This is a genomic window from Sphingobium chungangianum, from assembly GCF_977014255.1.
The window spans coordinates 783,744-805,128 of record NZ_CDRNIV010000006.1 but is presented as its reverse complement, the minus strand read 5'-3'; the positions used below and the strand labels follow the sequence as shown (position 1 = coordinate 805,128).

General features: G+C 61.3%; 21 protein-coding genes. 2 read left to right on the top strand and 19 right to left on the bottom strand.

Features of this window, described 5'->3' with window-relative positions; genetic code table 11:
• Positions 1 to 436: 436 nt before the first annotated feature.
• The 6 genes from ACWNC0_RS11030 to recO all read right to left on the bottom strand — a co-directional run bounded on the left by ACWNC0_RS11030 (position 437) and on the right by recO (position 5,338).
• Entirely contained in the window at positions 437 to 1,000 is a 564-nt protein-coding gene (locus ACWNC0_RS11030) for a tetratricopeptide repeat protein (protein WP_449471578.1), read from the bottom strand.
• A 65-nt stretch (positions 1,001 to 1,065) separates the two neighbouring features.
• Positions 1,066 to 1,857 (bottom strand): LysR family transcriptional regulator, encoded by a 792-nt coding sequence (locus tag ACWNC0_RS11025; protein ID WP_449471577.1) that lies wholly within the window; start codon positions 1,855 to 1,857, stop codon positions 1,066 to 1,068.
• Positions 1,854 to 2,252 (bottom strand): Co2+/Mg2+ efflux protein ApaG, encoded by a 399-nt coding sequence (gene apaG, locus ACWNC0_RS11020; protein ID WP_449471576.1) that lies wholly within the window; start codon positions 2,250 to 2,252, stop codon positions 1,854 to 1,856. The genes ACWNC0_RS11025 and apaG overlap by 4 nt, the downstream gene beginning before the upstream one ends.
• A gap of 33 nt (positions 2,253 to 2,285) precedes the next feature.
• Positions 2,286 to 3,494 (bottom strand): O-succinylhomoserine sulfhydrylase, encoded by a 1,209-nt coding sequence (gene metZ / locus ACWNC0_RS11015; RefSeq protein ID WP_449471575.1) that lies wholly within the window; start codon positions 3,492 to 3,494, stop codon positions 2,286 to 2,288.
• A 10-nt stretch (positions 3,495 to 3,504) separates the two neighbouring features.
• Complete coding sequence (gene leuB, locus ACWNC0_RS11010) at positions 3,505 to 4,551, bottom strand: 3-isopropylmalate dehydrogenase (RefSeq protein WP_449471573.1); 1,047 nt, start codon at positions 4,549 to 4,551, stop codon at positions 3,505 to 3,507.
• Positions 4,552 to 4,603: 52 nt separating this feature from the next.
• Positions 4,604 to 5,338, bottom strand: a complete 735-nt coding sequence (gene recO / locus ACWNC0_RS11005; protein WP_449471572.1) for a DNA repair protein RecO — start codon at positions 5,336 to 5,338, stop codon at positions 4,604 to 4,606.
• A 163-nt stretch (positions 5,339 to 5,501) separates the two neighbouring features.
• On the opposite strand from recO, the gene ACWNC0_RS11000 reads away from it, so the two are divergent.
• Together ACWNC0_RS11000 and ACWNC0_RS10995 are read left to right on the top strand one after the other, a co-directional pair.
• A complete protein-coding gene (locus tag ACWNC0_RS11000) occupies positions 5,502 to 7,178 on the top strand; it encodes a sensor histidine kinase (RefSeq protein ID WP_449471571.1) in 1,677 nt (558 codons plus the stop codon).
• Complete coding sequence (locus tag ACWNC0_RS10995) at positions 7,175 to 7,831, top strand: response regulator (RefSeq protein ID WP_449471570.1); 657 nt, start codon at positions 7,175 to 7,177, stop codon at positions 7,829 to 7,831. The genes ACWNC0_RS11000 and ACWNC0_RS10995 overlap by 4 nt, the downstream gene beginning before the upstream one ends.
• Positions 7,832 to 7,945: 114 nt before the next feature.
• Here the strand turns inward: ACWNC0_RS10995 and ACWNC0_RS10990 are convergent, their stop codons facing one another.
• From ACWNC0_RS10990 to nuoG, 13 genes are read right to left on the bottom strand one after another with little or no spacing between them, the layout of a single operon-like run.
• Positions 7,946 to 8,206 carry a DUF1467 family protein gene (locus tag ACWNC0_RS10990; RefSeq protein WP_449471568.1) on the bottom strand — a complete coding sequence of 87 codons (261 nt, stop codon included), beginning with the start codon at positions 8,204 to 8,206 and terminating at the stop codon, positions 7,946 to 7,948.
• 11 nt (positions 8,207 to 8,217) lie between these two features.
• Entirely contained in the window at positions 8,218 to 9,855 is a 1,638-nt protein-coding gene (locus ACWNC0_RS10985) for a ribonuclease J (protein WP_449471566.1), read from the bottom strand.
• Positions 9,855 to 10,634, bottom strand: coding sequence for a type III pantothenate kinase (locus tag ACWNC0_RS10980; protein WP_449471564.1), 780 nt, complete (start codon positions 10,632 to 10,634; stop codon positions 9,855 to 9,857). Before ACWNC0_RS10980 ends, ACWNC0_RS10985 begins: the two co-directional genes overlap by 1 nt.
• A gap of 16 nt (positions 10,635 to 10,650) precedes the next feature.
• Positions 10,651 to 11,349 carry a biotin--[acetyl-CoA-carboxylase] ligase gene (locus ACWNC0_RS10975; RefSeq protein WP_449474602.1) on the bottom strand — a complete coding sequence of 233 codons (699 nt, stop codon included), beginning with the start codon at positions 11,347 to 11,349 and terminating at the stop codon, positions 10,651 to 10,653.
• Positions 11,350 to 11,354: 5 nt separating this feature from the next.
• Positions 11,355 to 12,791, bottom strand: coding sequence for an NADH-quinone oxidoreductase subunit NuoN (gene nuoN, locus ACWNC0_RS10970; protein ID WP_449471563.1), 1,437 nt, complete (start codon positions 12,789 to 12,791; stop codon positions 11,355 to 11,357).
• Entirely contained in the window at positions 12,791 to 14,365 is a 1,575-nt protein-coding gene (locus ACWNC0_RS10965; RefSeq protein WP_449471562.1) for an NADH-quinone oxidoreductase subunit M, read from the bottom strand. The genes nuoN and ACWNC0_RS10965 overlap by 1 nt, the downstream gene beginning before the upstream one ends.
• Positions 14,365 to 16,401: an NADH-quinone oxidoreductase subunit L gene (gene nuoL / locus ACWNC0_RS10960; RefSeq protein WP_449471561.1), complete on the bottom strand. Its 2,037-nt coding sequence runs from the start codon at positions 16,399 to 16,401 to the stop codon at positions 14,365 to 14,367. The genes ACWNC0_RS10965 and nuoL overlap by 1 nt, the downstream gene beginning before the upstream one ends.
• Before the next feature lie 6 nt (positions 16,402 to 16,407).
• Entirely contained in the window at positions 16,408 to 16,713 is a 306-nt protein-coding gene (gene nuoK / locus ACWNC0_RS10955) for an NADH-quinone oxidoreductase subunit NuoK (protein ID WP_004211745.1), read from the bottom strand.
• Positions 16,710 to 17,321: an NADH-quinone oxidoreductase subunit J gene (locus tag ACWNC0_RS10950; RefSeq protein ID WP_196225737.1), complete on the bottom strand. Its 612-nt coding sequence runs from the start codon at positions 17,319 to 17,321 to the stop codon at positions 16,710 to 16,712. The genes nuoK and ACWNC0_RS10950 overlap by 4 nt, the downstream gene beginning before the upstream one ends.
• 33 nt (positions 17,322 to 17,354) lie before the next feature.
• A complete protein-coding gene (nuoI, locus tag ACWNC0_RS10945) occupies positions 17,355 to 17,837 on the bottom strand; it encodes an NADH-quinone oxidoreductase subunit NuoI (protein ID WP_449471558.1) in 483 nt (160 codons plus the stop codon).
• Positions 17,834 to 18,337 (bottom strand): hypothetical protein, encoded by a 504-nt coding sequence (locus ACWNC0_RS10940; RefSeq protein ID WP_449471557.1) that lies wholly within the window; start codon positions 18,335 to 18,337, stop codon positions 17,834 to 17,836. Before ACWNC0_RS10940 ends, nuoI begins: the two co-directional genes overlap by 4 nt.
• Before the next feature lies 1 nt (position 18,338).
• Positions 18,339 to 19,382 carry an NADH-quinone oxidoreductase subunit NuoH gene (nuoH, locus tag ACWNC0_RS10935; RefSeq protein WP_449471556.1) on the bottom strand — a complete coding sequence of 348 codons (1,044 nt, stop codon included), beginning with the start codon at positions 19,380 to 19,382 and terminating at the stop codon, positions 18,339 to 18,341.
• Complete coding sequence (gene nuoG, locus ACWNC0_RS10930) at positions 19,379 to 21,385, bottom strand: NADH-quinone oxidoreductase subunit NuoG (protein WP_449471554.1); 2,007 nt, start codon at positions 21,383 to 21,385, stop codon at positions 19,379 to 19,381. The genes nuoH and nuoG overlap by 4 nt, the downstream gene beginning before the upstream one ends.

Sequence of the window (21,385 nt, the reverse complement as noted above, 5' to 3'; positions counted from 1 at the left end):
AGCGGCCCAAAAATAACCCATGATCTATTACTGACGATATAGGTATTTCACATACAGTATATCATTAGCCTTATACCGTGCATTTAATGCAGGCCAATGATCGGAGCGGTGTCCGGCAACGACTTCGGAACGCATCGCTGATGCTATAGAGCTACTTTCGGCTGTCCTGGTGGCCAGGAATGTCTCGGAAACGATAAGAGGACGGCCAGCCCTTCGGCCAGCCGCCCGCTCATTTTTGCGACCCAACGGAATTATGTCCGGTGCCAACGCCCACTCCCCCATCTCGCGCCAATGCACGCACTGGCCCGACATCGGGGGAAAATGAACGCCGCCGTCCGATGGTGGAGTGGGGATAGCAGCGGCGGATGGTTTAGCAATTCACCCTAAGGGCTATAATTAACGATATAGTTGGCGAATGGAGGCGGAAACGCGATCGTCAGTTCACCGGAATAACTGGATCGGGCTTGGGCATTTGCGCCGCTATTTTTTCCATGCGCTGCGTGCGCTCGCTGGCAGTGCCTGTTGTCCGGCGAAAGAGATCCAATGCATAGCCCACCAACGGCCCAGCTGCGTCCGTCCGTTTGCGCGCCAGATAGAAATCGATCAGGTTTTCCAGCGCCATCTGGCAATTGGGGTCATCTTCGCCCCGCGTGCGCAAATAGCTGTCGAATACTCGGCGGAGCAATTGCTCGGCCTCGCGATGACTGCCCATCCCCTCCAGCAACAGAGCCAGATCATTTGCGGAAATCAGCGTGCGCGGATCATCAGGTCCGAACAATTCATCGGCCAGCGCCAACGCCTTGCGCGCAGCTTCTGTGCCTTCAGACAGTCGTCCGCCTGTGTAAGCGGTCTGCGCTTCCGCCACCAATGATCGCCATTGCTTCTCTCGCGCCTCGGTAACATCGGCAACATAGGGTGCTTGCCCCCATGCGGGAGGCGCCAGGCAAAGCAGCAGCAGCGCACATGCTCGCCCGCTATGGTTGAAGCCGCGAAAGGTCATCCTCCTACTCCTCGATGCGCACGACGGCCTCGCCCCAGCAAAAGGCCGGAAGCGAAAGCCTCGGTTCAGGAGAGAAGCGCCTCGATCAGCGCCTTCACCTTCTTCTGCCGCCATTGAGGCAGCGGCGCGATCAACCAATAGGCCAGCGTAGACGCCTCCGGCTCGCCCACTTGCCGCACCCTACCCGCCTCGATATCGGCCTGTGCGAGCAGCAGCGGCACGGTTGCTCGTCCAAAGCCGTTGATCGCGGCTTCGATGGCGAGCCCAGCGTCAGCAACCCGGATCGCCGCTGGTTCGCTTGCCGTGGGACAGCCCGGCCAATCGACGCGATGCGCCGGACTTCCCCCAGCCGCTTCGACCGTAACGAAACTCGCCTCGCCCAGCTTCACCCCTTCATGTTCGCCTGGCCCGTCGGCCAGCCGCAATGCGAGGTCCAGATTAGCCTCCGTGAAATCCAGCGTCTCGTCCGCCGCTACCAACGCGAATCTGAGGTCGGGCTGGTTCGCCGCATAGCTGGCCAGCCTCGGTTGTAGCCACTTCGCCGTGACATCGCGTGGGGCGGCAATGGTCAGCGAAGAACTGGATTGTCCCGCCTGCATCGCTCGCACGGCTTCTTCAAACTCCAGAAAGCCCGCGCGCAAGGCTTCAAGGCCCGCTTCGGTTTCCGGGGTCAGTTCCAGACCTTTCGGCGTCCGGCGGAACAGGACAACGCCCAGCAAGTCCTCCAGCGCCCGTATCTGCTGGCCAACGGCTGCCGGGGTCACCGCCAGTTCATCGGCCGCCCGGGTGAATGACAAATGCCGCGCAGCCGCATCCAGCACGCGTAGACCGTTCAACGGCAAATGCGTACGCTTCATTCGGCAATCGCCGGAGCTACGAGTGCGAAATGAGGGATAGCGATGTCGAACGTCTCCCCGCTGGCGCCGATCATATGATAATGCCCGCGCATCGATCCTGTCGGCGTGTTGAGGGGGCAACCCGAAACATAGTCATAGCTTTTCCCCGGTTGCACCACCGGCTGCTCGCCCACGACGCCATCGCCATCCACCCGATGCTGTACGCCACGCCCATCAGTGATCACCCAGTGGCGCGTCAGCAACTGCACGGGCTGATCCCCGCTATTTTCGATACGGATATGGTAGGCCCAGAACCAGCGCCCCCGGTCAGGCTCTGACTGTTCCGGCAGGAACGTAACGGCAACATGCACGTTGATATCACGTGTGGTCGCATGAAAGGGAAAGAGCGCGTTCACGTTAAAAGAAATGCGCCTTTCCCCCTGCTTTCGTCAACGGCCTATCGACTTCAGAGCGCGATCAAGATCCTCGATCACATCATCCGCATCTTCAAGGCCGACATTCAGCCGCAGCATGTCCTCGGCGATGCCCACTTCCAGCCGCGCCTCTTCGGCCATGCCGAAATGCGTCGTCGAAGCGGGATGGGTCATCAGCGACCGGGAGTCCCCGATATTATTGCTGATATCGACCAGCTCCAGCCCGTTAAGCAGGCCATGGGCCTCTTTCCGTCCGCCACCGACATAGAGCGAGAAGATAGGTCCTGCCATCTCCATCTGCTTTGCCGCCAGAGCATATTGCGGATGGCTTTCCAGCCCCGGATAAAGGACCTTCGCCACCCGGCCCTCCAGAAACTTCGCTACCTTAAGGGCGTTCTCGCTCTGGCGGCGGATGCGCAGGTCCAGCGTCTCCAACCCCTTCAGCACCACCCAAGCGTTGAACGCGCTCAGCGTCGGCCCCGTATTGCGGTGGAACGGCAGCAGTGTGTTGATGATGAAATCCTCGGTGCCACAGATCGCACCGGCCAGGACACGGCCCTGCCCGTCCATCATCTTGGTCGCGCTATAGGCGACCACATCCGCCCCGAATTCCATCGGCCGCTGAAGCGCTGGCGTCGCAAAGGCATTGTCGACGACGCTCGTGATCCCATGCTTCTTGGCGATGCCGCACACCGCCTCCAGGTCCACGACATCCATCGTGGGGTTGGCGGGCGTCTCGAAGAAGAACACCTTCGTGTTGGGCCGCACAGCCGCTTCCCAGGCAGCATTGTCCGTTGCATCGACGGTGGTCGTCTCGATCCCGAACTTGGGCAGCAGCGTGTCCGTCAGCCAGCGGCATGACCCGAACAGCGCCTTGCCAGCAACCACATGGTCGCCCGCCGACAACTGACACAGCAGTGCCGCCGTCATCGCCGCCATTCCAGTGGCGGTCGCACGGCACGCTTCGGCGCCTTCCAGCAGCGCGATGCGCTTTTCCAGCATCTCGACCGTCGGGTTTTGCAGGCGGCTGTAGGTCATGCCCTGCTGCTCGCCCGCGAAGCGCGCCGCCGCGTCTTCGGCACGGTCGTAGCAATAGCCGCTGGTCAGAAACAGCGCTTCGGACGTTTCGCCCCACTCGCTGCGCGCGCTGCCACCCCGCACCGCAAGCGTAGCGGGTCGCCAATTCTTGGTGATCGCCGGGTCCTGCCCGCTCCTGCGCTTCATCGCTTCTTCCTTACTTCAGAGCCGCCAGCACCGCGTCGCCCATCTCGACCGTAGTCATGCTTCCGCCAAGGTCAGGGCTGCGCGCGCCATTGGCAAGCGCCTTGGCAACCGCAGCCTCGATCCGGTCGGCCTGTTCCGGCATGCCCAGGGAGTAGCGCAGCATCATCCCCGCCGACAGGACCGTTGCCAGCGGATTGGCCTTGCCCTGCCCGGCGATGTCGGGAGCGGACCCATGGATCGGCTCGTACAGGCCCTGCTTGCTGTCGTTGAGGGTCGCTGATGCCAGCATGCCGATCGATCCGACGCACATGCTCGCCTGATCCGACAGGATATCGCCGAACATATTGCCCGTAACGATCACATCGAATTGGCCCGGATCGCGCACCAGCTGCATCGCGGCATTGTCCACATACATGTGAGACAGGGCAACGTCGGGATATTCGGCCGAAACCTCGATCATCACGTCACGCCACAGCTGGCTTGTTTCCAGAACATTGGCCTTGTCCACGGAGCAGAGCTTGCCTCCGCGCGCGCGCGCCGCCTGGAAGCCCTGATGCGCGATCTTGCGCACCTGCTCTTCATTATAGGACATGACGTCATAGCCTTCGCGCAGGCCGTCCGCCGTCTTGCGCATGCCCTTCTCGCCGAAATAGACGTCGCCATTGGTCTCACGCACGATCAGCAGGTCGATGGCGCTCGCCACCTCCTTCTTCAGGGCAGACGCATCCGCCAGCTCCGGAAAAACCTTCGCGGGACGCAGGTTCGAAAACAGCCCCAGCGCTTTGCGCAGGCCAAGGATCGCCTGCTCGGGCCGCAAATGCCGCTCCAGCGAGTTGCAATCGGGATCACCGACAGCGCCAAACAGGATGGCGTCAGCGCGCCGGGCTATATCCAGCGTCTCGGGCGGCAACGGGTGGCCCACGGCCTTGTAAGCAGCGCCGCCAACCAGTCCTTCCTCATAGGTCAGGCCGTCAATCGCCAGGGCGTCGAGCACGCGCCGTGCCTGCGCAATGATCTCTGGGCCGATACCATCTCCGGGGAACAGGGCGATCAACATGGCGCGAAAACTCCTTCAATGTCGTGGCCGCCCCTTATGAAGCCGCCGCGCCTCACGCAACCGCTCTTTTCAACCTGTCGACCAGCCTTTCGCGCGCGGCCAGCGTGTCGGCCCGCCAATCGGTCAGCACCGACCGTTCCAGAAAGAAGCCGGTCAGCCGTAATCCGTCCAATATGCCAGGCCAGTCGCCGCTGCCTCCCTCCAGCAGAAAAGGCGGCAGCGGCAGCAACCGGCTCTCATATCCCGCAGCGCCCGTCCTGCTGACCGCCGCCGCGCTGCGCGGGCTTACGAAGGCCAGATCTTCGGCACCACCTGTCGCTGCGCACCGGCCAAAATCGAGGCCAAAGCCCAGTTCTGCCAACAACAACAGTTCGTAGCGCACCAGCGCCGCCGCCCATCCCCGCGCGGCGGGCGCCGCGTCGATCGCGCCCAGCACGCCATCCAAAGCCTGATAGAGCGTCGGATATGGCGTCCCTTCCGGCAGAGCCGCCGCCGTCAGCGCGCAGACCCAGTCGATCGCCGCGGCAGGCAAGGGCTCGGATAGCAAAGGTGCGCGGCTATGTTCCATTTCGACGGTCAGCCCGGCAAGCTGCTCTTCGGTCCGAGCCCGGAACTCCGCCTTCACGCTATTTCCCGGCAGCAGCACCGGCCGCAAGGCGCGGGATCGGCCTCCACGCACATAGCCCGCCAACAGTCCGTGATCCGGCGTCAGAAGGCGCGCAATGGCTCCATGTTCACCATGGGAACGGACCCCGCAAACCAGGGCAGGAGTGATCAGCACCGCCATGCGTCATCCTTAAACGTGCCGAGCCCTTGGCGCCACTGCTGGGCGCGCGCCAGATGCCGGGGTCGATATAGGTTGTTTCTATTGCCTGCCTGTGGTGAAACATCCATGTGGGAGTTGGGGACAAGCCACCATGTTGAATATGCCCAAGGCGTCATCTTCCGCGATGGACCGCCTGGTGCTCTGGTTGGGTCGATCACCGACGCTGGGTTTTGCCGTATCCCGCGTCGCCTTTGCCGTTGCCGCCACGTGGCAGATCGGCGCAATGTTCCACAACGAACCTGACTTCGCCCGCACCATCACAGTTTTGCAGGGCGGCGTCTGGCTCTGGACCCTGTTTGGCATTGTGCAGCATATGCTGGCGCCGCCGCTTGGCTTGCTGCTCCGGCCCCTGTCACTGATCCTCGACGCCATCATCTTCCTGACGGTGATCGCCCTATGCCAGCCTTTGCAGATCGCAGCCCTCGCCTGCCTGTTTTTCGTTGCCTGGTCGGCGTCGGAGCGCTTTGGCCGCGGCTCGATAATCGTCCTTGCCCTTTGCCTGGTTCTCGCTTTCCTGGCGCGGGGTTCCTACGAAACGTGGGCCGCCGAACGCCATGTGGCGGAGGTGGACCGGGCGATCGATGGGATCACGGTGATCATCGGCTGCACCATCGCCGCGGCGATGCTCAGCATGTCGATCCTGGAAAGGCGGCTTATCGATTGGTCGGAACGATTGCAGGCCGTCGGGCTGTCTTTCCAAAAATCTCTTCCGCGCTTCGTGGTGGAGCAGATATCGGAACTGATGGCGGCCCGCTATTGCGCTCTCGTCTGGCAGATGGACGATGGCCCCATCAACTGCGAGCTTATCAATGGCGACGGCGTCCATGCCATCAGCCTGCCGCAGCCGCAGGTAGAAGCATTGCTGGGCATCGCACCGCCGGAAGCGCCCTTTCTCTATTCCGGTCAATCAAGCCGCCTGTTGCTGCGCAACCGCCTCGGCATCACGCGCAATGAAAAGGCTTCTCACCTGACCGAAGCGATATCCGACCTGCTGGGCGCAGGGCAGGGTTTGAGCTTTCAGGTGCAGGCCGGTGAGCTGCGCGGCCGCATTTTCGTCGGCACGCGCCATGGCTGGTCGCCTGCCGCCCTGCTCCGCGCGCTCCGCATCCAAGAGGGGCTAGAGCTCTTCCTCGAAAGGCATTTTTTCCTGCTCGCCTGGCGCGATCGAACCTTTGCCGAAGCGCGGCTCGCGCTGAGCCGCGATCTGCACGACAGCGTTCTTCAGACCCTTGCCGCCCTTCGCGTCCGCCTTGTGACCGCACAACATGGGCTTGCCGCTATCGAAGCCCCGCATCACCTGGCCGAACTCCATGCGATGGAAGAACTCGTCACCGCCGAACAGGCTCATCTGCGCCGCCTGCTCAATGTGACCGGGAACAGCCCGGACGATGTCGATCTGGTCCGCGATGTCGAAAGCTGCTGCCGCTTCATTGCCCTGCAATGGGGAATTGAGTGTCGGCTGAACCCGGTAGACCATCCCATGATGGTCACGTCCGAAACGGCAGCGGAAGTGGAGTTCCTACTCCGGGAGGCTACCGCCAACGCCGTAAAGCACGCCGCCGCCCAGCATATTACCGTCTCACTTGCTCAGGCCGATGATGAGATAATGATCGCGCTCAAGGACAATCCGGGCGACCGGGGGATCGAGCAGCAAAGCTATACTGGCGACTTCGAACTGCAATCGCAGTCCATCATGAAACGGTTGGGCAAGATCGGCGGCACCGCCTATTTCCACAACTTAAGCATGAATTCATTAATTTCGATTAGATTACCTTCATCCTTGCCGAGGTCCCCAATATGATGGCTCAGATTGCGATAGTCGACGACCACCCCATCTTCCTGGATGGCATGGCGCAGTTTCTGAGTTCGCACGGGCATGACGTCGTCTTCTGCGCGCGTTCTGTCAGTGAAGCCATCTCCCGCCTTCAGGATGATCAGCCGGACCTGCTGGTCCTGGATGTGAGCATGAAGGACGGTGGCGGCCTCGCGATCCTGTCTGCCATCCGCGACAGCGGCAGCAATGTTCCCGTGATCTTCATGACCGTCCACATCCGCCCTGATCAGACGCTGGAGGCGATTAAGCTCGGCGTGGATGGCGTGGTCCTGAAGGACAGCGATCCCAATGAACTGCTCTCCTGCATCACGCAGGTTCTGGGCGGCAACAAAAGCATTGCGCCCGCCGTGATGGAACAGGCGCTTGTGCACAGCATCTCGGCCCCGCCGAACGACAACAACGCGCTTTCCAGCCTAACCGACAGGGAAATGGAGATTGCCGGACTTATCCGGGCCGGTCTCCGCAATCGCGAAATCGCCGCTCGGTGCGGCCTGACCGAAGGAACGGTCAAGGTGCACCTGCACAGCATCTTTCAGAAGCTTGGCATCAAGTCCCGGTCGGAACTGATCATCATGATGTTGTCGATGGACAGCGCTATACCGGCGGTCGGCCTGCACTGAACCGGTCAGCTACCGCCACCAGAGCATCAAGTGAGCTGTCCGGACAACTCATCCCTTCGGACTGCGCTTGCCAAAGCTCGCGACGGTCTCTGCACCAACGCGATCTCACGGCCATCACGAAGGATGCGTCAGCCGCTCCAACGTGACCCAGCCCTCGACATAATTGGCATAATATAGCCCGAACAACAGCGCCGACAGGACCGTCGCACGTAACGCAACGACACCTGGCCGGAAGTTGCTGGGCGCACTGTCAGCCTGCCCTTGCAGCATCACCTCACCCGTTTCGTCGGGCGTCCGGATGCCGAAAGGCAGAACGATGAACGCGCTGATCACCCAGAACAGCACATAAATAGCCAGGATTGCGTACCAGTTCATGATGCGGAGCCTTAGGCGCGAATGAGCAGGACGTCCACCACCGGCTTCTTACCTGTCCAGCGCGTGGCCGTCCGCCGCACCGCCAGCCGTACCCGCTCGCGCAACGCCTCTTCCTCTAGCGGCCCCTTCGACACAGCCTGCGCGGCCTCGTCAGCCGCCTCCGCCAAGAACGCTGCCTTATCCTCTTCCACCGGCACGCCTTGGGTACGCAACGCGGGCTCACCCATCAGCTTGCCCTTACGGTCCAGCGCCACCGCCACGCTGATCTGCCCATGCAGCGCGACCTTGCGGCGCTCGTTCATCGTGGAACCGTCCGCGGGCAGGATCACATCGCCATCCAGAACGAGCCGCCCCGTGGCCTCATGCCCGATGATCTCGGGACCATTGGGCGCCAGCCTCAACATATCACCATTGGACTGCACGATGGCGCTGGGGACGCCACTTGTCAGACCAAGCCGCGCCTGCTCCGCCATGTGCCGCCGCTCGCCATGAACCGGCAGCAAAATTTGCGGCCGCACCCAGCGATACATGGCTTCAAGTTCGGGTCGCCCCGGGTGGCCCGAAACATGGACCTCGGCTTGGCGATCCGTCACCATCAGCACGCCCTTTGTCGCCAAAGCATTCTGAATACGCCCGATCGCGATCTCATTACCCGGGATCTGCTTGGACGAGAAAACCACCAGATCCCCGGTGTCCAGCTTGATCGGATGACTGTCGAAAGCAACGCGAGACAAGGCCGCGCGCGCTTCACCCTGCCCGCCCGTGGCGATGATCATCACCTCGTTGCGGGGCAGCGCCATCGCATCATCCCAATCGACCGTCGGCGGGAAATCCTTGAGATATCCCGCCGTCTTCGCGGTCGAGATGATCCGGTCCAGCGATCGCCCGGCCACGCACAGCTTGCGTCCGACTGCATTCGCCACTTCGCCGAGCGTCTGCAAACGCGCCGCATTGGAAGCGAAAGTAGTAACCAGCACCCGCCCCTTCGCGCCGGTGATCGTCTGCATCAGCCCTTCGCGCACATCAGCTTCGGAGCCGCTCGCCTCGGAATTGAATACATTCGTACTGTCGCAAACAAGCGCCAGCACCCCCTCATCACCGATCGCGGTCAGCTCCTCGGGGGTCGAAGGCTGGCCCAGCAATGGCTTCTCATCGATCTTCCAGTCGCCCGTGTGGAAAACACGTCCATAAGGCGTGTCGATCAGCACGGCATTGCCCTCGGGGATCGAATGAGCCAGCGGCACATAGCGGAACCCGAACGGCCCCAGAGCGAAGCTGCCTTCATTGTCGATGACATTCAGCTTGACCTCTTTGGTCAGGCCCTCTTCCTCCAGCTTAAGCCTGATAAGGCCCGCCGTGAACGGCGTCGCATAAAGCGGCACGCCAAGGTCAGCGGCCAGATAGGGGATGGCACCGATATGATCTTCATGCCCATGGGTGAGCACGATGCCGAGCAGGTCCTCACGCCGTTCCTCGATGAAGGACAGGTCCGGCAGCACCAGATCAACGCCGGGATAAGCCGGGTCGGCGAAGGTCAGGCCAAGATCAACCATCACCCACTTGCCCTGGCAACCATATAGATTGACGTTCATGCCAATCTCTCCCGACCCGCCCAGGGCCAGGAAGAGCAGCTCGTCTTTAGGTATCATCAGTTCTTCAAACTCCGTTCGTGCAACAGCGCGAGACCCAAAATGGTCAGGTCCGGCGCGATCGCATCGAAAATTTCACTATTCTCATCAAACAGGACGGCCAGGCCCCCTGTTGAAATCACTTTGGCCGGGCGGCCAATCTCCGCCCGCGTTCGGGCAACCAGCCCTTCCATCATGGCGACATAGCCCCAGAAGACGCCGATAAGCATCTGCGCTTCCGTCGTACGACCGATAACCGATCGGTTCTCCGGTGGCGCGATGGCAATCTTTGGAAGCTTGGCAGCGGCCGAGACCAATGCATCGAGCGACAGGTTGATCCCCGGCGCAATGATGCCGCCCTTGTAAGTCCCCTGATAATCGATGACGTCGAAGGTAGTCGCGGTTCCAAAATCGATGACGATCAAATCGCCTTCGTACAAATGGTGTGCTGCAATAGCGTTTACAACGCGGTCGGCACCCACGGAAGCGGGCTCCGCCACGTCCAGTTCAATGCCCCATTCGACCGGCGCCTGCCCCGCGACCAGCGCGGCCGTCTTGAAATATTTCTCCGCCAGCACCTGAAGATTATGCAGCGCGCGTGGAACAACGGTGGCGATGATGACCGCATCGACATCCGCAAGGGCATAGCCTTCCAGCATCAGCAACTGGTTCAGCCACACGGCATATTCATCCGCCGTCCGTCGCGGGTCGGTCGCGATCCGCCAACGCGCGCGAATTTCCCGCCCGTCAAGCAGTGCGAAAACCACATTGGTATTGCCCGCGTCGATCGCGAGAAGCATGGCCCGTCCCCGGATATCAGATGAGAAGGATGTCGCCCGCATGAATGGCACGGGTATCGCCATTCGCCAAGCGGAGGATCAGCATCCCTTGCTGATCAAGCGTATCGAAACTGCCCTCGACGGTCTCGCCGTCAGGCTGAACGACCCGCATCGCCGTGCCGCTGGGATGCGCGTTCAGCAACCAATGCGCCCGCACCGGCTCCAGCCCTTGCGCGCGCCAGATGGCCAGCCAATGTTCGAATAATTCCGCCAATCTCTCCAGAAGCGGGCCAGCTTCTGCATCCTCGGCCCCCTGCGCCGCCAGACTGGTAACAGGCCGGTCCAGCCCAACCGGGTGGCCCACCACATTGATGCCGATCCCCACGACGATGGCATCTCCCGCACGTTCGAGCAGGATACCCGCGATCTTCGCGCCATCGACCAGAACGTCATTGGGCCATTTGATCCGCGCTTGCCCCTCGCACAATGGTGCAACCAGCGCATGCACCGCGTTCGCTGCGACCAGAGCCAGCAGATGGGCAGGCGGATCCCCCGCCCTCAGCCGGACCAGCGTGGAACAATAGAGATTGCCCGCAGGACTTTCCCAAGTCCGGCCCATGCGGCCTCGACCACCCACTTGCCGTCCCGCACGCAGCCACGTGCCTTCCGCCACGCCCTGCTCCGCCGACGCCAGCATGTCGGCGTTGGTGGAGCCGGTCTCGTCGACGAAGCGAATATCGCTCAGAATAGCGACGCCGCAGCCGCCGCGCTTGCCTTGTCCAGCACGGGGTTCAACAGATATCCGACGACGATCACAGCCGCACAGGCGGTCAGGATGATATTCTCGACCGCCCCGCCCCGCGCTTCATAAGCTGCGGCAGGCTCGTCGAAATACATCGTCTTGATGATCTTGAGATAATAGAAGGCGCCAATCACGGAAGCCGTGATACCGAACGCCGCCAGCGCAGTCAGCCCAGCAGCCACCGCCGCATCGAACACCAGGAACTTCGCCCAGAAGCCGAACAGCGGCGGGATACCCGCCATGGAGAACATGAAGATCGCCAGCGCCGCCGCCAACCCCTTGCGCGACTGCGACAGACCCGCAAGGCTCGCGATGCTTTCCACCGGACGTCCTTCGGCGTCCCGCATCTGCAAGATACAGGCAAAGCCGCCGATCGTCATCACGACATAGATCGCCATATAGCTCATCGTCGCCGCCACGCCCGCAGGCGTCGCCGCGGCAAGGCCGATCAGCGCGAAGCCGACATTGTTGATCGACGAATAGGCCATCAGACGCTTGATGTTGGTCTGGCCGATGGCCGCCACCGCGCCGAAGATAATCGAAGCCAGCGCCACGAAGATCACGATCTGCTGCCAGTCGAGGCCGGCAGGACCAAGCGCCTCGATCGCAACACGTACCGTCAGCGCCATAGCAGCCACCTTGGGCGCGCTGCCGAAGAAGGTCGTAACCGGCGTCGGCGCACCTTCATAAACGTCGGGCGTCCACATATGGAACGGCACCGCGCTCATCTTGAAGGCAAGACCAGCCAGCAGGAACACCATGCCGAACAGCTCGCCCTTACCGACGCCATCGCCCAACGCGACGGCGATGCCATCAAAGCTCGTGCTGCCGGTAAAGCCATAAAGCAGCGCCGTGCCATAGAGCAGGATGCCACTCGCCAGCGACCCGAGCACGAAATATTTGAGACCCGCCTCAGAGGACCGCTCATCCTGACGCATGAAGCTCGCCAGCACATAGGCGGCCAGGCTCTGCATCTCCAACCCGACATAGAGGGTCAGCAAATCACCGGCCGACACCATCATGCCCATGCCGATGCTGCTGAACAGGATCAGGACGGGATATTCCGGCCGCAACGCGCCATCGACGAGGAAGTAGCGCGGCGCCAGCAAGATTGCGGCACCCGCCGAACCATAAATAAGTGCCTTGGCGAAAACCGAAAATGCATCGGCACGTACCAGCCCGTCAAAGGCGAATGGCCCATGCGCCAGCGAAACCGGCAGCATCAAACCGGCGACGAGCAGCGTAAGCACCGACAGCCAGTTGACGACGCGCGCCGTCCCGTCACCGCCAAAAGCGGCGATCAGCAGGAGGACCAGCCCACCCGCCGTAAGGACAAGCTCTGGCAGAACGGCAAGAAGGGAAGCGGAATCAATCATCAGTGCGCCTCCCCCGACGCTTTTTCATGGGACATTGCACTATGGTCTTCGCCCTGATGAGCCGCCGCCGGTGGGACAGCCGGACCCATCTTGATCCTGGAATCGCCCACCGGAGCCGCAGAGGCAATACGGGCTTCCAGCGCCCGAATGTCAGACCGCATCGGCGCCAGGAAACTCTCCGGATAGATACCCATCCACAGGACGGCAGCAGCGATCGGCGCCAGCAGCCACATTTCCCGCATCGACAGATCCGGCATCGCCGCAGCGTCGGCATTCTTCTGCTCGCCATAGGCAATGCGGCGGTAGAGATAGAGCATATAGGCCGCGCCCAGGATGATGCCCGTCGTGCAAACCAACGCGACCCAGCTCGAAGCCTGATAGATGCCCATCAGCGCCAGGAACTCACCCACGAAGTTGCTCGTACCCGGCAGGCCGACCGACGCCATGGTGAACAGCAGGAACAGCACCGCATATTTCGGCATGTTGATGCTAAGGCCGCCATAGCGCGAAATCTCGCGGGTATGCAGACGGTCATAGATGACGCCGACGCACAAGAACAGCGCGCCAGACACCAGGCCATGGCCCAGCATCACCATCATCGCGCCTTCGATGCCCGCTTGGTTGAAGGCGAACAGGCCGACCGTCACGATCGCCATATGCGCAACCGAGGAATAGGCGATCAGCTTCTTCATGTCGGTCTGCACCAGCGCGACGAGGCTGGTGTAAACCACCGCCACCATCGACAGGCCCCACACCAGCCACGCCAGCTGCGCCGAAGCTTCCGGGAACATGGGCAGCGAGAAGCGGATGAAGCCGTAGCCGCCCATCTTCAGCAGCACGCCCGCCAGAATGACCGAACCGGCCGTCGGCGCCTGAACGTGCGCATCCGGCAGCCAGGTGTGGACCGGCCACATCGGCATCTTGACAGCAAAGCTCGCAAAGAAGGCCAGGAACAGCCAGACCTGCACATGCGGATCGAAATTATAGGCCATCAACGTCGGGATGTCGGTGGTGCCCGCGTCGTGGACCATCCACATCATCGCGATCAGCATCAGCACCGATCCGAGCAGCGTGTAGAGGAAGAATTTGTAGCTGGCGTAGATGCGATCCGCGCCGCCCCAGATGCCGATGATCAGATACATCGGGATCAGGCCAGCTTCGAACATTACGTAGAAGAGGTACAGATCCTGCGCCGTGAAGACGCCGATCATCAGCACCTCCATGAACAGGAAGGCCGCCATATATTCGCCGACGCGCTTCTCGATCGCCTGCCAGCTCGCCCCGATGCAGATCGGCATCAGGAACACGGTCAGCATGATAAGCACCAACGCGATGCCGTCGATCCCCAGCGCCCAGGCAAAGCGGCCGAAAATCGGCGCATATTCCTGGAACTGCCACTGCGCCGCGCCGCCCGACTGGTCGAAATTCGCCCAGAGCAGGACGCCGAGCGCCAGATCGACCAGCGTCGCCAACAACGCGATCCAACGCGCCTGGTTCGCACCCGCATAGAGACAGGCGATGGCCCCCGCCATCGGCACTGCCATCATCAGGGAAAGGATGGGGAAGCCGTCCATTATCGTGTCATCGCCCAGGTTGCGGCCGCGGCGAGGCCGATCAGCATCACCAGCGCGTATGTGTAGAGGTAGCCGGACTGAAGCCGACGGGTGACTTTATTGCCCTGTACGACCAGCGCGGCGAGCCCGTTCGGCCCGAAGCGGTCGATGAAGCCGACGTCACCGAACTTCCAGAAGAAGCGGCCGATGGCAAAGGCAGGCTTGACGAACAGGAAGTGATACAGCTCGTCAAAATACCATTTGTTGAGCAGGAACTGGTACAGAACCCCGAACTCCGCCACGAAACGGCGCGGCCAATCGGTATTCTTGATGTAGCTGAGCCACGCGATGACGAAGCCGGTCAGCATCACCGTGAACGGCGCGAACTTGACCCAGTTGGGCACCTCATGGCTCGCATGCATCAGGTGACTGTCGAACGCCAGCGCCCCCTTCCAGAACTCGACGCCGCCTTCAGCCCCGATGAACTGGTCATGGAAGATGAAGCCCGCGAACACCGCGCCCAGGCTCAACAGCACCAGCGGCAGCAGCATGACCCAAGGGCTTTCATGCGGATGATAGCCCGCCGTGCCGGTCAACTCCGGCCCATGATGGCCATGGTCATCATGGGTTGTCTCTTCGTCCGGCGATTCATGGTGGCCATGCACCGCATGCTGGATATGCTCCGAAGCGGCCCAGCGCGGCTTGCCGAAGAAGGTCAGGAACACCAGACGCCAGCTGTAGAAGCTGGTCAGCAGCGCCGCGAAGGTGCCGACAAGGAACGCGCCCACGCCATTGCCGCCCGCCGCGAAGGCCGATTCCAGAATCGCGTCCTTCGAATAGAAGCCCGCAAAACCATAGCCTAGCAACGGAATGCCCACGCCCGTGATCGCCAGCGTTCCCAGCGTCATCGTCCAGAAGGTGATCGGGATCTCCTTCCGCAACGCGCCATAGTAACGCATGTCCTGCTCATGGTGCATCGCGTGGATGACTGAGCCCGCCCCCAGGAACAGCAGCGCCTTGAAGAAGGCGTGTGTGAACAGGTGGAACATCGCCGCGCCATAAGCGCCAACACCCGCCGCAAAGAACATGTAGCCCAGCTGCGAGCAGGTCGAATAGGCGATCACGCGCTTGATGTCGTTCTGCACCGTGCCGACCGTCGCCGCGAACAAACAGGTCGCCGCGCCGATGAAGGTGACGAAGCCCAGCGCCGTCGGCGAGGTTTCGAACATCGGCGACAGGCGACACACCATGAACACGCCCGCCGTCACCATGGTCGCCGCGTGGATCAGCGCCGACACCGGCGTCGGGCCTTCCATCGCGTCCGGCAACCAGGTGTGGAGGCCAAGCTGCGCCGACTTGCCCATCGCGCCGATGAATAGCAGCAGGCAGAGCACGGTCATCGTGTCGAAGCGGTATCCGAGGAACCCGATGGTCGAACCGGCCATGGACGGCGCGGCGGCGAGGATTTCCGGGATCGATATGGTGTTGAACACCAGATAGGTGCCGAAAATGCCCAGCATGAAGCCAAGGTCGCCGACGCGGTTGACGACGAATGCCTTGATCGCGGCAGCGTTCGCGCTCGGTTTACGGAACCAGAAGCCGATCAGCAGATAGGAGGCAAGGCCGACGCCTTCCCAGCCAAAAAACATCTGGAGCAGGTTGTTGGCCGTCACGAGCATCAGCATCGCGAAGGTGAAGAGCGACAGATAGGCGAAGAAGCGCGGCTGATCCGGCTCTTCCTCCATATAGCCCCAGCTATAGAGGTGGACGAGGCTCGACACGCTGGTGATCACCACCAGCATGACCGCCGTCATCGCGTCAACGCGCAGCGCCCATTGAGCATCAAAACTACCCGACTGAATCCAGGTAAAGGCAGGCGCCACATAAGGTTCCGCATGCCCGGTCAGGAAGGCGATGAAGATCGGCCAGCTAAGCGCGCAGGAAACGAATAGCGCGCCCGTAGTGATGATCTTCGCAGGCAGCTTGCCCAGCGCCTTGTTGCCAAGGCCCGCGATGACAGCCGCGATGAGCGGAAGAAGGACGATAAGCTGGATCATCGAGCTTTAGCCCTTCATCCGGTTGACATCATCGACGGCAATGGTGCCGCGACCACGGAAATAGATGACGAGGATGGCAAGGCCGATGGCCGCCTCACCCGCCGCGACAGTCAGCACGAACATGCTGAACACCTGCCCCACCAGATCGCCCAGGAAGGCGCTAAAGGCGACGAGGTTGATGTTCACGCTCAAGAGGATCAGCTCGATCGCCATCAGGATGATGATGACATTCTTACGGTTGATGAAGATGCCCAGCACCCCCATCACGAACAGGATCGCGCTGACCACCATATAATGCTGAAGGCCGATCACAGCTCCACCCCCTGCCCCACGGGCTGATTGACGTTGCGCACGGCATCCTGCGGACGGCGGCGGTTCTGACGGGCGATATTCTGACCCTTCACGCCGCCGCGTGCACGATGGGTCAGCACGATCGCGCCGATCATCGCCACCAGCAGAACGATGCCCGCTGCTTCGAACAGGAAGATATAGCGCGTGTAGAGCAGCGTCCCGATCGCCTGTATATTGGACAGCTCCGGGTTCACCGGTGCCGCGCGCTGCGCCAGCTCAATCGGCCCCGCGCTCCAGATGCCAATACCCAACACAATCTCAGCCAGCAGCACCAGCGCGACCAGCATGCCAAAGGGCAGATAATCGACGAACCCCGCCCGCAATTCCGCAAAGTCGATGTCGAGCATCATGACGACGAACAGGAACAGCACGGCAACCGCTCCCACATAGACGATGATGAGCAGCATCGCGATGAACTCGGCACCCAGCAGCACCATCAGGCCCGCCGCGTTGAAGAACGCGAGGATCAGCCACAGCACCGAATGAACCGGATTGCGCGACAGGATCGTCAGCGCGCCGCTGCACACCACCAAAGTGGCGAACAGGTAAAAGGCAAGCACGTGAATCACAGGATCATATATCCTCTTCGATCGGGTCGCGGCTTAACGATAGGGTGCATCGGCGGCAAGGTTCGCGGCGAGTGCGCGTTCCCATTTGTCGCCATTTTCAAGAAGCTTCGCCTTGTCGTAGATGAGCTCCTCGCGAGTTTCCGTTGAAAACTCGAAGTTCGGACCTTCTACGATGGCATCCACCGGGCAGGCTTCCTGACAGAAGCCGCAATAGATGCACTTCGTCATGTCAATGTCGTAGCGCGTCGTACGGCGGCTGCCATCGTCACGTGGCTGCGCCTCGATCGTGATCGCCTGCGCCGGGCACACCGCCTCGCACAGCTTGCACGCGATGCAGCGTTCTTCACCATTGGGATAGCGGCGAAGCGCGTGCTCCCCCCGGAACCGCGGCGAAATCGGGTTCTTCTCATAGGGGTAGTTGATCGTCGCTTTGGGCTTGAAAAAATATTTCAAGGTCAGCCAATGCGCCTTCACAAACTCCCAGAGGGTGAAGGATTTGACGTAGTAGCCAATCATTGTTGCACACCATTTGTGAAAGCGGACAGCGTTACGTCGAGCTTCACCTCGCAGAGGCCGCGATAAGTTCTAATGGGAGTGATCTTTCCCTCCTGCGAGCTTTCGGCCTTGGGATCGAAATGGCTGATATCAGCGAGAACGAGCTTACCATCGTTGGAACGGCTAAAGATGCTCAAGAGCGCAGACGGAGGGCCACCCTTCCCGCTCGGTTCGAAGTAATTAACAGTGAACCTGTCGGGCCATTCATCTGACACCCAAAATGTCATCCGGTTGCCTTCGGCCATGCCGCCACGAACAAACAGCTTACCCGCATCGACGAACTGAGGCGTTTTGACATTGGTTCGGCCCATTTGGCCATACCATAAGGTAAGTTTCTCAGAACTCGCTAAACCAGTTTGAAAGCTGCAGTTGAAGCCTTGGCCTGACTTTTCAGAAACCGCCGCAGCAAGCGGCTGGCTCATCAAGGCAAGCATCAAGACTGAAATAGCACTATAGTTCATTTTATCCCCCATAGCGCGTCAGCATGAGGAAGCCCGATACCAGGAACACAAAGAAGAGCGACGTTGGCAGGAATACCTTCCAGCCCAACCGCATCAGCTGATCATAGCGATAACGGGGCACCGTCGCCTTCACCCAGGAGAAGACGAAGAAGAAGAACAGGATCTTGGCGAACAGCCAGATGATCCCGGGCACATAATAAAGCGGCGCCCAATCGAGCGGGGGCAGATACCCGCCCCAGAACAGGATTGCGTTCAGCGCGCACATCAGCAGCACGTTCGCATATTCACCAAGCCAATAGAGCGCGAACGACATGGACGAATATTCGGTCTGATAGCCCGCGACCAGCTCGCTTTCCGCTTCCGTCAGGTCGAACGGGGCACGGCCCGTTTCCGCCATCGCCGATATCAGGAACATGATCGCCATCGGGAACAGCAGCGGATTGAACGCATGGCCGTTGATGAAGCCATAATAGCCGCGCTGGCTTTCCACGATGGTCGTGAGGTTAAAGCTGCCCGCCCACAGCACGACGCAAACCAGGATGAAGCCGATCGATACTTCATAGCTGATCATCTGCGCGCTTGCGCGGATCGCGGAGTAGAATGGATATTTGGAGTTTGACGCCCAACCCGCGAGCACGATGCCATAGACGCCCAGCGAACTGATCGCGAGAATATAGAGCAGGCCGACATTGATGTTGGCCAGCACCACGCCCGCCTGGAACGGGATCACCGCCCAAGCAATCAAGGCCACTGTGAACGTAATGATCGGCGCGATCAGGAACAGCGCACGGTTGGCGGCCGACGGAATGATGGTTTCCTGCAGGAACACCTTCGCCCCGTCCGCAAAGGACTGGAGCAGGCCAAACGGACCTACGACGTTCGGACCACGGCGCAGCGCCATCGCCGCCCAGATCTTGCGGTCGGCATAGATGATCATCGCCACCGCCAGCATCAGCGGCAGGGCAATCACCAAAATGCCGATGACCGTGGACAGCAGCCACGCGCCGTTAAAGGGAAGCCCCCAATTTTGGAAGAAAGCGGTCACTCTGCGGCCTCCGCGAAGCTCTCACCGTGGATCAGCTCGGCCGAGCATTGCTGCATCGTCGGACTAGCGCGGCAGATGGCGTTGGTCAGATAGAAATCCTTGATCGGCGAACCGAACTCACCGCTGGCCCCGGTCGGCAGCGACGGTACAGACCAACCATAATCGGCGAGGCCTTCGACGCTCAGCGCCGGAACCGCCTTGGCCATCTCCGCCCGCAGCGCATCGAAGCTGTCGAATGGCAGCGTAGCACCCAGCACCTCGGACAGCGCGCGCAGGATCGACCAGTCCTCGCGGGCATCGCCCGGTGCGAACACGGCCTTTTCGCCGCGCTGCACCCGACCTTCCAGATTGACGTAGGTGCCCGCCTTCTCGGCATAGCTCGCGCCCGGCAGGATCACGTCCGCCGCATGCGCACCCTTGTCGCCATGGTGGCCGACATAGACCTTGAAGCTGTCGTCAAAGGCCGAATAATCGACCTCGTCCGCACCCAGCGAGAAGAGCAGCTTCGGCTTGGCCGCAGCCACAGCCTTGATCCCGCCCTGCGTCGCATAGCCGAGCATCAGCCCGCCCATGCGCGCCGCCGCGAAGTGCAGGACATTATAGCCGTTCCAACCGTCCTTGATCAGGCCAAGCGTCTCGACCAGCGCCAGCGTATCGCCATGCGCGCCGTCCTTCCCCAGCACGCCGCCGCCGACGATCATCGCCGGACGCGCCGCCTTGCCGAACGCTTGCGTTACCGCTTCAGGCAGCTTTGCCAGCAACGACGCGTCATTGCCCAGCCACTCGACCTTATAGGTAAGATCCACCTGCGGGCCGAGCGCAAACACCTTCGCCCCCCTCTTGATCGCCTTGCGAATGCGGGTGTTCACCAGCGGCGCTTCCCAGCGCAAATTGGTGCCGACCAGCAGGATCACGTCCGCTGTTTCGATACCGTTTAGCGTCGTGTTGAAGTTCACCGCCGACAGGCTCGACACATCATAAGCGAGCCCCGACTGACGCCCTTCCAGCATCGAACCGCCCAGCTTCTCGACCAGTACCTTGCTCGCGAACATGGTTTCGCAATCGAGCAGGTCTCCGGCCAGCGCCGCAACCGATCCGCCATGCTGAACCGCCGCGATCGCAGCGAAAGCCTCATTCCAGGTCGCCGGAACCAGCTTGCCATCCTTGCGGACGAAGGGCTTGTCGAGCCGCTTGCGCACCAGACCATCGACATTGTGCCGGGTCTTGTCGCTCGCCCACTCCTCGTTCACATCATCATTGATGCGCGGCACGGCGCGCAGCACCTGACGGCCACGGCTGTCGAGCCGGATGTTCGTGCCCACCGCATCCATCACGTCGATCGCCGGAGTCTTGCGCAACTCCCACGGACGCGCCTCGAACGCATAGGGCTTGGACGTCAGCGCGCCGACCGGGCACAGATCGACCACATTGCCCGACAGCTCGCTCTTGGCGGCATGTTCGAGATAGGTGGTGATCTGCATATTCTCGCCGCGATAGATGGCGCCGATTTCCGGCACGCCCGCAACTTCCTCGGCAAAGCGCACGCAGCGGGTGCACTGGATGCAGCGGGTCATGACCGTCTTGACGATCGGACCCATATATTTCTCGGTGACCGCGCGCTTGTTTTCATCAAAGCGGCTGCCGCCACGGCCATAGGCGACCGACTGATCCTGAAGGTCGCACTCGCCTCCCTGGTCACAGATCGGGCAGTCGAGCGGATGGTTGATGAGCAGGAACTCCATCACCCCTTCGCGCGCCTTCTTGACCATCTCGGTCTGGGTGAAGATTTCCTGATTATCGGCAGCGGGTAGCGCGCAGCTGGCCTGCGGCTTGGGCGGCCCGGGCTTCACCTCGACCAGGCACATGCGGCAATTGCCCGCAATGGACAGACGCTCATGATAGCAGAAGCGCGGAATTTCCTTCCCCGCCATCTCGCATGCCTGGAGCACCGTCGCGCCCGCCGGGACTTCGAGTTCTACGCCGTCTACTTTGACCTTGGGCAT